We start from the raw sequence: 14761 nt of genomic DNA on the forward strand, positions 1-14761 counted from the left end.
AGGCCACTTAATGTGGCCTCCGTCGTGAGCAGGACTGTAGAGCAGGAAACTTCATCAGCGCCCGCCCCACGGGAAACCGGCGGGATAGACCAGTTCAGATGGGGCTTTGATGCATGGGTGGTCTGTTGTTGTGCAAATGGGTATCATACTGTGGTTATTGCATCGACTCTGCGATGCATATTTGTACGTTCCCGACGGTCGGTTTGCCAGAAGCGCCCCGTCGGTTGTTTCAGACCCGTTTCGAAGAAAGGAAACAACACTAACCTATGGCAGCTAAAAAATCATCTCCCTTGAAGATCATCCCGCTCGGCGGCCTTGACGGCATCGGCAAGAACATGACGGTCTTCGAGTGCGGCGACGACATGGTGCTCGTCGACGCCGGCCTCATGTTCCCGGATGACTCCCAGCCCGGTATCGACCTGGTGCTTCCCGACTACACCTATGTTTTGGAGAACGAGGAAAAGCTCCGCGGTATCGTCGTCACCCACGGCCACGAGGACCACACCGGTTCGCTTCCGTATCTGCTGCAGGACCTCAACAACAAGGTGCCCATCTTTTCGAGCAAGCTGACGCTTGGCTTTATCGAGGGTAAGCTTTCTGAGTTCCGCATCCGCGCACCCAAGTTCCGCGAGGTCAAGGGCGGCAGCCATGTCAACCTCGGCGGCATCTCGCTCGACTTCTTCTCGATGACGCACTCCATCCCCGGCGCTCTGGGCGTGTTCATCCGCACCAATCAGGGCACCGTTATGCACACCGGCGACTTTAAGCTCGACCAGACGCCCATCGACGGCGTCACGCCCGACTATGCCGCTATCAGCCGCTTTGCCAAGCAGGGCATCGACCTGTTGCTGTCCGACTCCACCAATGCCACGGTTCCCGGCTTTACCAAGTCCGAGGCCGAGGTTGGTCCCAACCTGCTACATGCCATCAAGAACGCCCCGGGTCGCGTGTTCGTCGCTTCGTTCTCGAGCCATATCCATCGTTTGCAGCAGATCTGCGATGCCGCCCGCAAGTGCGGTCGTAAGGTCGTTGTGACCGGTCGTTCCATGCTCACCAACACCCGCGTCGCGCGCGAGCTGGGCTACCTCAACATCGACGATGCCGATATCATCGATGCCTTCGATATCGATAACCTGCCCGACGACAAGATCGTCGTCATGTGCACCGGTTCGCAGGGCGAGCCGCTGTCGGCCCTGTCCCGCATGGCCAATGGCGAGCACAAGACGCTCTCTATCCACGAGGGCGATACCGTCATCCTCTCGGCAACTCCCGTTCCCGGCAACGAGAAAGCCGTCCAGCAGGTCGTCAACAGCCTGGCCAAGCTCGGCTGCGACGTGTGGGATAAGAACCGCGCTCTTGTCCACGTCTCGGGCCACGGTAGCCAGGAGGAGCTCAAGCTCCTGATGGCCATGGCCAAGCCCACGTACTTTATGCCGGTTCACGGTGAGGCCGTGCATCTGCGCGCCCATGCCCAGCTTGCCCGCAAGATGGGCATCAAGGACGATCATATCTTTATCCTCGATAACGGCGACACGCTCGAGATGCGCGGCGGTATCGTCAAGCGCGGTACGCCCGTCGAGTCCGGCGTCGTCTACGTCGACGGCCTTCGTATCGGCGATACCGACCCCATCGTCTTGCGCGATCGTCAGAAGCTCGCCAATGACGGTATGGTTACCGCTGTTGCCATCGTCTCGCTTAAACACAAGAAGATCGAGGCCATCGAGTTCTCGGGCCGCGGCGTCTCGTTTGCCATCGACGACCAGTTCTCTGAGGATGCCTCCGCGTCCATCATGAAGACGATCGAGAAGGGCAAGTTCAGCTTTACGAGCAGCGGTTCCGATGCCATTCGCAAGGCCGTGCGCGACTCACTCTCTAACTTTATCTGGAGCCGTACGCGCACTCGTCCGATGATCATCCCGGTCGTCATGGAGGTTTAGTTTGGCGCGCGGATCTGCACAAAACGCCAAAGGCAATAAAGCCAACAACCAACCGGCATCTGCTAAGGGTGCCGGTTCCCATCTTCGTGCCAATAAAGGTCACGAGGCCGACTTCGACGATTTTGAGCCCCTGGTCGAGCCTTCGGCCAACCGCGATATCGCCGGCGTGGTCATTGCCGTTTTGGCGATTGCGTCCTTCATTGCCGTGATTTCGCCGGCGACCGCACCCGTTACGGCTGCGGTTGCCGGTTTCTACCACCTGGGCTTTGGTCTGGGCGCCTACGTGCTGCCGATTGTCATTTTGCTGTTTGCCGCCACGCTCTTTTTAGGCGAGGATTCGCCGCTCAACGTGCGCTCTGTTGCGGGCGGTGCCGTGGTCTTTATCGCCGTCGTCTCCATTCTTTCGCTGATGGTGCCGGGTACGAGCGACTCGTGCGACCTTATGTTCACGCTGCAAAACCTGTCCGCCTCGGGTGGCTACATCGGTGCGTTTATTGCGAGTGCATTGCAGAATGCCCTGGGTAAGCCTATCGCAATGGTGGTCCTATTGGGTCTGGCCGTCGTTGGCTTTGTCATCATCGGCTTTTCGGTGGGCGGCGTTTTGCGCTCTGCCCGCGACCGTGCGGCCGATTTTGCCGAGCGCCGTCGTGCCGACGTCAACGCGAGTCCGTGGGGTGACGACGAAGCCCTGTCGGTGCCCGGCGTTGCCCGTCCGCACCTGAGCATTCTTCGTCAAAAGGGCTCCGATATGGCCGTGACCACGGTGATGGGCAACGATGATGACCTGGTTTTGGACGATGACGACGAGGACGAGGATCCGTTTGTCGACGTGTCCGATGCCGTGGAGGCCGAGCGCGCCAAGACGACGCTGCTGCCGCGCCGTCATGCCAAGAAGAGCAAGACGGCTCCCAAGCTCAATACGAGTGAACCCGACCCGTCTTGGTCCGAGAGCGAGATTGAGCTTACCGAGGGCGATGACGAGGACGACGAGGCTCCGATCGAGACTGCCAAGACGACCTTGCTGCCGCGTCGCCATGCCAGGCGCGGCCAGGTGACCGGCCAGCTTTCGATGGAGGACGATCCGGACAAGGTCGACGAGTCCGAGCCGCCGTTTGCCGTGAATCCCGTCTCGGCCGCCCCTCAAATTCCTGATTTCCTCAAGCATCCCAAGGTTGCCGATGCGTCTGTTGCGAGCGCTGCCGAGGCGTCTACTTCGAGCGATGGGGGAGCGGACAATGCCCCCGCGGATAACGAGGGCGAAGAAGAGGACGGCCTTAAGCTTCCGCCGCTCGAAATCCTGCATGCAAACCCTCAGTCCGCTTCTGCCGCATCTTCGGACAAGGAGCTGGAACAGACCGCCGAGTCGCTGCAGTCCACGCTGCTTGAGTTTGGCCGTAGCGCTCGCGTTGTCGGCTGGATTGCCGGCCCCACGGTGACGACTTTTAAGCTGCAGCCCGGCGAGGGTGAGCGCGTGAGCAAGATTTCGAGCCTTGAGGACGACATCGCGCTGTCGCTTGCTGCTCAGTCCGTGCGTATCTTTGCCCCGATTCCCGGCACCTCGCTCGTGGGTATCGAGATCCCCAATCGCAAGCGTCAGAACGTCAACTTGGGCGACGTGCTGCCCTATGTTAAGGGCGGTCCGCTTGAGCTTGCCATCGGCCGCGACGCCGAGGGCACGCCGGTCGTCGCCGACCTCGCCAAGATGCCCCACCTGCTGATCGCCGGTACCACGGGTTCCGGTAAGTCGGTCATGATCAACTCCATCATCACGACCCTGCTCATGCGCGCGCTCCCCGAGGACGTTCGCTTGATCATGGTCGACCCCAAGCGCGTCGAGCTCGCAGGCTATAACGGCCTGCCGCATCTTTACGTGCCCGTAGTGACCGAGCCCAAGCAGGCCGCGAGCGCCTTGCAGTGGGCGGTGTCCGAAATGGAGCGCCGCCTGAAGGTCTTCGAGCGCCTGAACGTGCGCAAGATCTCGACCTATAACGAAAAGCAGGCCGCCGGCGAGTTTGAGCATTACGATAACCCGCCGCAAAAGATGCCCTACCTGGTCATCATCATCGACGAGCTTTCGGACCTGATGATGGTCGCCGGCAAGGACGTCGAGGCCTCGATTGTGCGTATCGCCCAGCTGGGCCGTGCCGCCGGTATCCACCTTATCGTGGCGACCCAGCGTCCGAGCTCTAACGTGGTGACGGGCCTCATCAAGGCAAACATTACCAACCGTATCGCCTTCAACGTCGCAACGGGCATCGACTCCCGCGTCATCATTGACCAGATGGGTGCCGAAAAGCTCACCGGCTTGGGTGACATGCTGTTCTCAAAGGTCGACTGGGGCAAGCCCCGCCGCATCCAGGGCTGCTTTGTTTCGGATGACGAGATCAACGAGATTGTCGAGTTCGTTAAGTCGCAAAGCGAGCCCGACTACCATGAGGAGATCCTGTCGGCTGTGGCACCTGCCTCCATGTCCATGGCAGGTGGCGGCGGCATCGTGCGAACCGGCGTTGCCGAGCCTCAGGACGACGATCCGCTTATCTGGGAAGCCGCTCATATTGTGGTGGAATCGCAGCTGGGCTCCACATCTGGCCTGCAACGCCGCCTGAAGGTTGGCTATGCGCGCGCCGGGCGTATTATGGACATGCTGGAAGAAAAGGGTGTCGTCGGACCGCCCGACGGTTCCAAGCCGCGCGAGGTTCTGCTGGATGAAGAAGGCCTTGCCACGCTGGAATCCGTCGACGCCGAGATGGCACGTGAAGATCGTGAGTTTGGAGGATTCTGATGGCTGCACGCTTTGGTGACATGCTGCTCGAGCAGCGTCGCCGAATGGGCCTTTCCATTCAGCAGGTCGCCAACACCATCAAAATCAGGCCGCAGATCATCGAGTTTTTCGAGAATGGCAATTTTGCATCGATGCCTCCGCGCGGCTATGCGCAGGGCATGATTTCGAGCTATGCGCGCTTTTTGGGCCTCAATCCGCGGGAGGTCGTCAACGCTTATTTTGACGATCTGATGGCATATGAGCGCGAGACGTCGCAGCAGGGCGGTCGTTTTCAGGACGCCGCCGGCTACGTCAATTCGCGTTCCTCGGTCGACAACGGCCGCTTCCTGATGGTTCAGGGCGGGCGTTCGACGCGTTATGGCCAGCGCCCTCAGCAGGCTGGCTATGTTACCGAAACGGGCTCGAGCGAGGAGATTCGTTCCCAGCGCGATCGTTTTCGCAGCACGCCGGCGCCCGAGGAGCGCGCACTCCCCGCTGCCCGCGGTGTCGCACGTGACCCTCGTGCCGGCTACGGCGATGGTGGTTATTCCGATCGCGGTTGCCGTGGTGTCTCTACCGGACGCTCTCGCGGTGGCTATGCGGACGCCGATGCCACGCAGGTGACGCCGCGTCTTCGCTCTCAATCACAGCCGTATGACCAGCGCTCTTCGGCTCCGCGTTCGGGCCAGCGTGGCTATCAAGGCCGCGGTGAACTTGCGCCCCGCTCGGGTCAGCGCAGCCTTCAGGGCCAGGGCGGCTATCGCGGCCGTTCCGATAGCAATCGCGGTCGTATGCCTCAGGGAGGCGGCCGCAGCAGTTCCGGTCGTGGACGCGGCGGATCCCGTACTCCTCAAAACAACGGGCTCGATCCGCGTATCGTCTACGCCGGCATCGGCGCCGTGGCATTGCTGCTGATTGTGCTCATCGTGGTGCTTCTGCGCGGCTGCGCATCTTCGACGCCCGAGACCACGCCCGAGACGCCCGCTGCCACCAAGACGACGACTAAGAAGTCTTCTAAGAAGACCGAAACGGTCGACGAGGACGAAGACACCGATGAGGCGACGGATGAGTCGACTGATTCGGACGCTACCAAGACGACGGCCAAGAAGGAAGAGAGCGAGGTCACGAAGGTCAAGGTCTCCGTTGCCAAGGGAAAGACCGCGTGGATTGAGGTCAAGGTCGACGGCAAGTCGGTCTATGGCGCCCAGGCGACTGGCCCCTTTGAGCAGGAGTATACGCCCGAGTCCTCGATCGAGATCACCACGTCCAAGCCTTCCGATGTCACCGTTACCAAGAACGGTGAAAAGGTCCGTTACGATACCAAGACCTCGGGCGTGGCGCGCGTGACGATCACCGTTCCCAAGAAGGAGACGTCTGATTCCGAGAATGGTGAAAGTTCTGATGGTACCGACACCACCGATGGTACCGATACCACCGACGGTACCGATGCCCAGTCCACGGATGGCGCCGATACCGCAACTGACGGTCAGACACCCACCGATTCTACCGACAATTCGTACGATAGCTACTAGGCCGCTCGTACGCGAAAGGAAACATCATGGCTAAAGATTCAAGCTTCGACGTCGTGTCCGAGGTCAATATGCAGGAGGTCGACAATGCCTTCCAGCAGACCACGCGCGAGATTTCCCAGCGCTATGACCTCAAGGACTCCGGCGCCACCATCGAGCTTTCGAAGGGCGACAAACTCTTTACGATCAACGCCCCGGCCGACTTTGTCTCCAAGCAGATCATCGATGTCCTGAGCTCCAAGCTCATCAAGCGTGGCATCGATCTTAAGGCTGTGTCCTGGGATGCGCCTCAGGCTGCCTCGGGCGGCACCGTGCGCGTGCTCGGTCACATCGTCGAGGGTATCGACCAGACGACTGCCAAGAAGATCAATAAGGACATTAAGGATCAGAAGCTCAAGGTCAAGGTGACGATTGAGGCCGACAAACTGCGTGTTTCCTCTGCTTCCAAGGATGCGCTGCAGGCCGTGATCCAGTTCCTGCGCGACCAGGACTACGGTCAGCCGCTGCAGTTCACCAACTACCGCTAATTCATTCGAAAGGACTGCTCTCCAACATGGATACACCGTTGGGCTCCGTGCTCTACATCACCCTCGGGTGCGCTAAGAACGAGGTTGACACCGACCGCATGCGTTCTCTTTTGACCGCCGCGGGCTACGAGGAGGCATTCGACCCGCAGGATGCCGATATCGCCATCGTCAATACATGCTCGTTCCTCGCCTCCGCAACGTCCGAGAGCATCGAGACCACGCTCGAGCTCGCCAACGAGGTTCAGGACGGCGTTCGTTCTTGCCCCATCGTCATGTGCGGCTGTGTGCCGTCGCGCTATGGCGACGATCTGCCCGATGAGCTGCCCGAGGTCGCTGCCTTTGTGAAGGCCGACGAGGAGGATGGCATCGTGGCGGTCATCGATGGCGTGCTGGGCGTCGAGCGCGAGATTGCCGTCTATATTCCGCAGGTCAAGCGCACCGTCGAGGGCGCTGTCGCCTACGTCAAGATCTCCGATGGCTGCAACCGCTTCTGTAGCTTCTGCATGATCCCGTATATTCGCGGTCGCTATCATTCGCGCAATGCCGAGAGCATTATCTCCGAGGTGCGCGACCTGGTTGCCGGCGGTGTGCGCGAGATCGTGCTGATCGGCCAGGACACGGGTATTTGGGGCACCGACTTTGCTGACGAGGATGTCGCCGAGGGCTCGCCGCGCAATCTGGCGCAGCTGCTGCGTGCCGTCGCCGAGGCCGTGCGTCCGCACAACGTCTGGGTCCGTGTGCTCTACCTGCAGCCCGAGGGCATGACTGACGAGCTCATTGAGACCATTCGTGATACGCCCGAGGTGCTGCCCTATATCGATATCCCCGTGCAGCACTGCGACGCGCGCATCCTCAAGGCTATGCGCCGTTCTGGTTCGCGCCAGGAGCTCGAGGACCTGTTCCGCGATCTGCGTGAGCGCATCCCCGGCATCGTGATCCGTTCCACGGCCATGGTCGGCTTCCCGACCGAGACCGACGACGAGTTCCGCGACCTTATCGACTTTATGGACACCGTCGGCTTCGACTACACGAGCGTCTTTGCCTACTCGCAGGAGGAGGGCAGCCTGGCCGCCAAGATGGAGGGCCAGGTCGACGAAGAGGTCAAGCTCGAGCGCGCCCAGGAGGCCATGGACCTGGCCGAGTCGCTCGGTTTTGCTGCAACTGCCGCACATGTGGGCGAGCGCGCCCAGGTGATTGTCGACGGTATCGAAGAGACCGAAGACGGCGCCGAGCTGATCGGACATGCCTGGTTCCAGGCGCCTGATTCCGATGGCGCGGTGCATCTGGATGCCAGCGAGGCATCTGTGGGCGATATTCTGACGGTCGAGTTTACCGATAGCTTCTGCTATGAGCTTATCGGCCATGTTGTGGAGTAGGAGAGCGTCGTGGCAAACGAGAGCAATAAGGAACTGACGAGTGTTTGGACGCCCGCCAACATCGTGACGTGCGTTCGCATCGTCTTTATCCCGGTGTTCATGATCGTGTCGGCGCTTTCTCACACGAGTGTTGCCGGTACAGATTGGAGCACCTTCGACGGCCCGCTCGCCGCCGCTGCCTTCATTCTGTACGTCATCCTGTCGTGCACCGATAAGGTTGACGGCTACCTGGCGCGCTCGCGCAACGAGATTACCGACTTCGGTAAATTCTTGGACCCCATCGCCGACAAGCTGCTCGTATTCTCGGCCCTGCTGCTATTCTTGGACTTTGGTGCCGTGTCGGTTTGGTCCGTGTTCATCATCTTGTTCCGCGAGCTGCTGGTAAGCGCCATGCGCATGGTCGCTAGTGCCGCCGGCGTTGTCGTTGCGGCCGATAAGCTCGGCAAGTACAAGACGGCGACCACGATGGTCTCCATCTGCGGTTACCTGTGCGTCTTTGCGATGGCCGGCTTGCACCTTGGCCCGCTGGCGCTGACGCTCGGCATCTACTCGGTGTCGCGTTTCCTGTACGCCGTTGCCGTTGTCCTGACCGTTATCTCGGGCGCCCAGTACTTCTGGAACTGCCGCAAGATCGTCTTTTCGGTCTAGGTCCTAGTGGGTATGACGGACTCTTTTGAGCAGATTTCCGCACATAACGAGGGGCTGGCGCGCGATATTGTCGAGCGCGCGAGCGCTCGGGGCGTGACGGTTTCGACGGCTGAGTCGCTGACAGCAGGTATGATCTCCTCGACGATTGCCGATATCCCGGGCGCCTCGGCGGTGCTGCGTGGCGGTGCGGTGACCTACTGCGATGAGATCAAGCATCGCGTTTTGGGTGTTGATCAGGAGACGCTCGACCGCTATACCGCGGTGTCGCATCAGACCGCGCGCGAGATGGCGGCGGGTTCGCTGGAGCTGTACCAGAGCGATATTGCAGTGAGCGCAACGGGTTATGCCGGCCCCGGCGGTGGCACTGAGGACGATCCGGCTGGCACTTTCTATATTGGCTGGGCGTATCGCGCGGCTGATGGGGAAGTGCCGGTCGTGGACTCTGTGCGCTGCCACTATGAGGGCGACCGTTCGTGTGTTCGTGCCCATGCGGTCGCGGAGGCATTGGGACGCATTGCCCTTGTGCTCAACTCTATGGAATAGACGTGTTTTAAGGGGCCTTAGGGCCCCTTAATTGTGGAGATAGGGACCTCTGACAAATTCAGCGTTTTTGCTGGTCATAGGTTTATTTTCGCCTTCCTTGCTTATATTTGGCCCTATGTGGTCAAGCATTTGGTCAGTATTTGGTCGGCGTTTTGTTGGGTTTTGGAAAGACTGCCTGCATATGATTTATCTGAACGGTTGACCACGAACAGCCGTTCGTTTATTATCGATGCAGGTTGTTAAGAGGAGGGCTTTTCATGGCCAAGAATTCAGGTCCCGTACGTACCGTTCATGCTCGCACGACGGGTAAAGAGCGCGATGAGATGATCGCCACCACCAAGGCCGAGATCGAGAAGAAGTTCGGTCAAGGCTCCATCATGAGGTACGGCGACGGTGGCCCCGAGCTCGAGGTCGAGGCCATCCCTACGGGCGCTCTGGCACTCGATGCCGCTCTGGGTATCGGCGGTGTGCCGCGCGGCCGCATCGTCGAGATTTACGGTCCTGAGTCCTCCGGTAAGACGACGCTTTCGCTTGAGATCCTGGCCGAGGCCCAGGCAATGGGTGGCGTGGTGGCATTTATCGATGCCGAGCACGCGCTCGATCCCACGTATGCCGCGCGCATTGGCGTGGATATCGACGAGGTACTGATTTCCCAGCCTGATACGGGTGAGCAGGCGCTCGAGATTGTTGACATGCTCGTGCGTTCCGGCGCCATCGATGCCATCGTCGTCGACTCCGTCGCCGCGCTGACCCCGCGTGCCGAGATCGAGGGAGAGATCGGCGATACCACGGTCGGTTTGCAAGCTCGCCTGATGAGTCAGGCGCTCCGCAAGCTCGCCGGCTCGCTGTCCAAGTCCAACACGACATGCATCTTCATTAACCAGCTGCGAGAGAAGATCGGCGTCATGTTCGGCAACCCCGAGACCACGACGGGCGGCCGCGCCCTTAAGTTCTTCTCTTCGGTGCGTATCGACATTCGCCGCATCGACAGCATTAAGCTTAAGGATGAGGTTATCGGTAACCGCGTGCGCGCCAAGGTCGTTAAGAACAAGGTGGCAGCTCCGTTCCGTTCTGCTGAGTTCGACATCATGTACGGTACGGGCATCTCTAAGGAGGGCTCGATTCTGGACATGGCTGTCGAGTGCGGCATCTGCAAGAAGATGGGCTCCTGGTTTGCCTATGGCGAGGACAAGCTCGGCAACGGTCGCGAGGCCGCCAAGGCGTTCCTGCGCGAACACCCTGATTGCGCCGACGAGATTGAGCATAAGGTCCGCCTTGCCTGCGGGCTTGAGTTTGACGACGATGCTCCATCCGAGGTCGAGCTGACCGATCAGCCTGCGCCTGAGGAGTTTGACGAGCTTTACGCCATCGATGGTTCCGCCATGCTCGATGATGACGACGAGTAGCGGTTACGCTCATGTCGTATACGGTGACCGAGGCCACGGTCGTCTTTCCCGATAAGAAGGCGGCCTCCTCGTTCTCGAACGGGTATGCGTCCAAAAAGCCTTGCGCACATATCGATTGTGAGCTTGAGGGCGGTTTTGAGCGGTCCATTTGGATTCCCGTGCGGGTCGCGCGCCTGTATGTCAAAAACCGCCCCGATCTTCCCTGTGATTGGGACAACTTTCGTGAGGCGGTGCAGCTCGTCGAGCGTAAATGTGCACTTACCATGGTGACCGAGATGTTATCGCGCCGCGACCATGCGACGGGCGAGGTCCGTGACAAGCTGGCTCGCTACGGCTTTCACCAGACCGCGATCGATTTCGCCGTCGAGCGCGCCACCGAGTATCGCTTTTTAGACGAGAACCGCTTTTGCTCGTACTTTATCGAGGAGCGCAAGCGGCGCGGTTGGGGACAGCGCAAAATCGAGACCGAGCTCAAGCGCCGTCATGTCGTGCTCGATGACATTCCCGGTTATCCCGAGGATTATTTTGCCGTCGAAGACGATTTGGCGCGTGCGTCAGCCCTGCTCGCCAAGCGGCGTGTCCCAGAGACGCGCGGATTCGAAAAACTGGTTCGGTTTTTGATGGGCAAGGGCTTCTCGTATCATATCGCCGCCGATGCCGTTAAGGCACGTCTCGATGCCGAACGTGAGGAATGTGCGGTTTAGGCGTATGCGTTTTGTGGCCCTGCCGTTCACCGCGTTTTAGCCGCCGTGCTGGGGCCATTTATTTGACAGTTGTTGTGGTTCAACGTACGATAAACAATGTCATTTGCTTTGTGATATGTGCTCATCTGTAATGAGTTTGTTTATATGTTTATCTGTATCCGACCCGCATAAGCTGCGCCCATATTACTCAAATGTCGCGAGCCGTTCGTAAGGACGGTTCGCTTTGTTGTGTAACGAATCCATAAAAAGGAGTGAGCATGCCTATCATCGCAGCGCTCGTTGGCATCATTTTGGGTGCCATCGCCGCCATTGCCTACATGCGCACCGCCAAGCAGGGTAGTCTTCACGAGGCCGACGAAAAAATCCAGTCGGCACACGCACAGGCTGAGTCCCTGATCGGTGATGCTAAGCGTCGGGCCGAGACCCTCAAAAAAGAGGCTCTGCTCGAGGCTAAAGAGGAGATCATCAAGAACAAGCAGGCCGCTGAGGCCGAGGACAAGCAGCGTAAGAACGAGATTCGTACGCTCGAGAACCGCGTGATGCAGCGCGAGGAATCCCTCGATCGCCGCAACGACGCTCTCGACAAGCGCGAGCATCAGCTGTCCAGCCAGGCCGGTCAGGTCGAGAAGCGCTCCCGTGAGCTCGAGGAGCTCTGCGCAAAGCAGACCTCCGAGCTCGAGCGTATCGCCGACCTTACCCGCGAGGACGCCCACAAGGAGCTCCTCGATAAGGTTCGCGGCGAGGTCACCCACGAGGCCGCCACGATCATTCGCGAGTCCGAGCAGCAGGTTCGCACCGAGTGCCACAAGACCGCCCAGGAGATTCTGTCTCTGGCGATTCAGCGCTGCGCTGCCGATCACACTGCCGAGGTCACCGTTACCTCCGTGCACATTCCCTCTGATGACCTCAAGGGCCGTATCATCGGTCGCGAGGGTCGCAACATCCGGACCTTCGAGCAGGTTTCCGGCGTCAACCTCGTGATCGACGACACGCCCGAGACCGTCGTTCTTTCGAGCTTCGACCCGGTCCGTCGTGAGACCGCCCGTGTCGCCCTCGAGAACCTCATCGCCGACGGCCGCATTCACCCTGCCCGTATCGAGGAGATGTATCACAAGGCTGCCGACCTGGTTCAGCAGCGCGTGCGCGAGGCTGGCGAGCAGGCTGCCTTCGATACCGGCATCCACGATCTGCACCCCGAGATCGTCAAGACCCTTGGTGCCCTGCGCTACCGTACCTCGTTTGGTCAGAACGTGCTTCAGCATTCCCTCGAGGTCTCTGATCTGTGCGGCGTGATGGCTTCCGAGCTTGGCCTGGACGTTGTGACCGCCAAGCGTGCCGGCCTGCTTCATGACCTGGGCAAGGCAATCGACCACGACGTCGAGGGCCCGCATGCCGTCATCGGCGCCGAGCTTGCCCGCCGTTATGGCGAGAAGCCCGTTATCGTCCACGCTATTGAGGCTCACCATGCCGATGTCGACCCCAACACGGTGCTCGATGTCCTGGTGCAGGCCGCCGATGCTGTCTCTGCCTCTCGCCCCGGTGCCCGTCGCGAGTCTGCCGAGAACTACATCAAGCGTCTTGAGAAGCTCGAGGAGATCGCCAACTCCCATGACGGCGTCGAACGTACCTATGCCATGCAGGCCGGTCGCGAGGTCCACGTCATGGTCCAGCCGGACAAGATCTCCGATGCCCAGTCCACGGTCCTGGCTCACGATATCGCCCATCAGATCGAGGAAGAGATGGAGTATCCAGGTCAGGTGCGCGTCGTCGTGATTCGCGAGAGCCGCGCTGTCGATATCGCTAAATAACATGAGCGACGCGAACGAGCTCATCTCATTTATCGCGTCGATGTCGGGGGAGGGCAACCTTCGCGTCGAGGAGAACCTTGGCGAGGGGTATGTCCGCCTCCGCGTTTCGGAGGCCGAGCGGCGCCAGGCTAAGCACGACATTCAGCATGTCGAGGACATCGTCATCGAAATGCTCCGTAATGCTCGCGATGCCGGCGCCGACAAGGTCTATCTCGCCACGACCAAGGAAGATGGCGTCCGCACGCTTGTCTTTCTGGATAACGGTTCTGGCGTTCCGCAGGATATGCAAGAGCGAATCTTTGATGCCCGCGTTACCTCCAAGCTCGAGAGCATGAAGATGGACCGTTGGGGCGTTCACGGTCGTGGCATGGCATTGTTTTCGATCAAGCAGAACACCGACGAGGCCCGTGTGGTCACGTCCGGCGTCGATCTTGGTTCAGCCTTCAAGGTGAGCGTTGCGGCCGACCGCCTCAGTGAGCGTGCCGATCAGTCCAGCTGGCCCCAGGCCGTCAAGGATGAGGACGGACGTTATGTCTGCGCTCGCGGTCCACATAATATTATTCGCGCTGCTTGTGAGTTTGCGCTCGAGGAGTTGCGTGGTTGCGATGTCTATCTCGGTTCTCCGTCTGAGATTGCCGCGACCCTTTATGCTCAAGCGTCAAGTCGGCTCGATACGTCTCGTCTCCTGTTCATTGATGACGAGAGCGAGCTTCCGGTTGTCGATCGTTTAGGCCTTGCTTCTGATGCCGAGGACTTTATCCGTATTTGTTCGGGTTTGGGTCTTGAGATGTCCGAGCGCACGGCCCATCGCATTTTGGCAGGGCAGATTAAGCCCGTTCGCGGTGTGACCGCGCGTCTGCTGCGCGAGCGTGATTCGTCCTCGCATGCGCCGGCTCCTGTCGATCTCGCGAAGGATCGTCGCGGGCTACGTATTGCCAAGGATGACATGGCACAGTTTTCGCGCGCTGTGGAACGCGACTTTAATGACCTTGCCACCCGGTACTATCTCAACCTTTGCGGCGACCCAAAGATCCGTGTTTCGCGTGATCGAATCACCGTGACCTTTGATCTTGCCAAAGAGGAATAGTGCCTTTACCGAGTCCACTCGGTACGATACAGTTATTGCAGTTAAAACGTACTTTTAAATGCAGGAGTTTCTTCATGGATTGCCTGAAGGTATCAAGCAAATCATCGCCCGCGTCCGTTGCCGGCGCCATCGCCGGCATGGTCAAGGATGGTGTACCCGTCAACATCCAGTGTGTCGGCGCCGGTGCCGTCAACCAGGCTATTAAGGCCGTTGCTATCGCGCGCGGTTTTTTGATTCCAACCGGTTTTGATATTTCCTGCGCGCCCGTGTTCTCCGACATCCTCATTAACGGGGAGTCGCGCACGGCCATCCGCCTTTCTATCTACGTTCACCAGATCAATCTAGCTGCTATGGATAACGTCGTCATGGATGATGTTAAGCCTGTGGCATAGCTTCTGCTTGCCTTGTTTCGCTCCCCATCGTTAGGACTTATGC

12 protein-coding genes are annotated in these 14761 nt (G+C 59.6%); all 12 read left to right on the top strand.

The features are described from left to right. The first annotated feature begins 266 nt into the window (after positions 1-266). On the top strand, positions 267-1937 hold the full coding sequence (locus DXC18_RS08145; RefSeq protein ID WP_006235967.1) for a ribonuclease J: 1671 nt from the start codon (positions 267-269) through the stop codon (positions 1935-1937). A gap of 1 nt (position 1938) precedes the next feature. Then, entirely contained in the window at positions 1939-4719 is a 2781-nt protein-coding gene (locus DXC18_RS08150) for a DNA translocase FtsK (protein WP_233503785.1), read from the top strand. Then, positions 4719-6230 carry a helix-turn-helix transcriptional regulator gene (locus DXC18_RS08155; protein WP_117583198.1) on the top strand — a complete coding sequence of 504 codons (1512 nt, stop codon included), beginning with the start codon at positions 4719-4721 and terminating at the stop codon, positions 6228-6230. The genes DXC18_RS08150 and DXC18_RS08155 overlap by 1 nt, the downstream gene beginning before the upstream one ends. A gap of 26 nt (positions 6231-6256) precedes the next feature. Continuing rightward, positions 6257-6754 (top strand): YajQ family cyclic di-GMP-binding protein, encoded by a 498-nt coding sequence (locus DXC18_RS08160; protein ID WP_117583197.1) that lies wholly within the window; start codon positions 6257-6259, stop codon positions 6752-6754. Positions 6755-6780: 26 nt separating this feature from the next. Continuing rightward, entirely contained in the window at positions 6781-8130 is a 1350-nt protein-coding gene (gene rimO, locus DXC18_RS08165) for a 30S ribosomal protein S12 methylthiotransferase RimO (RefSeq protein ID WP_117583196.1), read from the top strand. A 99-nt stretch (positions 8131-8229) separates the two neighbouring features. After that, positions 8230-8778 carry a CDP-diacylglycerol--glycerol-3-phosphate 3-phosphatidyltransferase gene (pgsA, locus tag DXC18_RS08170; RefSeq protein ID WP_233509047.1) on the top strand — a complete coding sequence of 183 codons (549 nt, stop codon included), beginning with the start codon at positions 8230-8232 and terminating at the stop codon, positions 8776-8778. 12 nt (positions 8779-8790) lie between these two features. After that, entirely contained in the window at positions 8791-9321 is a 531-nt protein-coding gene (locus tag DXC18_RS08175) for a CinA family protein (RefSeq protein ID WP_117583194.1), read from the top strand. Between the two features lie 257 nt (positions 9322-9578). Beyond that, positions 9579-10727 (top strand): recombinase RecA, encoded by a 1149-nt coding sequence (gene recA / locus DXC18_RS08180; RefSeq protein WP_022094695.1) that lies wholly within the window; start codon positions 9579-9581, stop codon positions 10725-10727. Between the two features lie 11 nt (positions 10728-10738). After that, positions 10739-11431: a regulatory protein RecX gene (locus tag DXC18_RS08185; RefSeq protein ID WP_117583193.1), complete on the top strand. Its 693-nt coding sequence runs from the start codon at positions 10739-10741 to the stop codon at positions 11429-11431. A 257-nt stretch (positions 11432-11688) separates the two neighbouring features. Continuing rightward, positions 11689-13239 carry a ribonuclease Y gene (rny, locus tag DXC18_RS08190; RefSeq protein WP_117716871.1) on the top strand — a complete coding sequence of 517 codons (1551 nt, stop codon included), beginning with the start codon at positions 11689-11691 and terminating at the stop codon, positions 13237-13239. Between the two features lies 1 nt (position 13240). After that, positions 13241-14326, top strand: coding sequence for an ATP-binding protein (locus DXC18_RS08195; RefSeq protein WP_117583191.1), 1086 nt, complete (start codon positions 13241-13243; stop codon positions 14324-14326). Between the two features lie 74 nt (positions 14327-14400). After that, positions 14401-14718, top strand: coding sequence for a stage V sporulation protein S (locus tag DXC18_RS08200; protein WP_117716872.1), 318 nt, complete (start codon positions 14401-14403; stop codon positions 14716-14718). The last annotated feature ends 43 nt before the right edge of the window (positions 14719-14761 follow it).

This window comes from Collinsella sp. OM08-14AT (genome assembly GCF_003438115.1).
Taxonomy (GTDB): Bacteria; Actinomycetota; Coriobacteriia; order Coriobacteriales; family Coriobacteriaceae; genus Collinsella.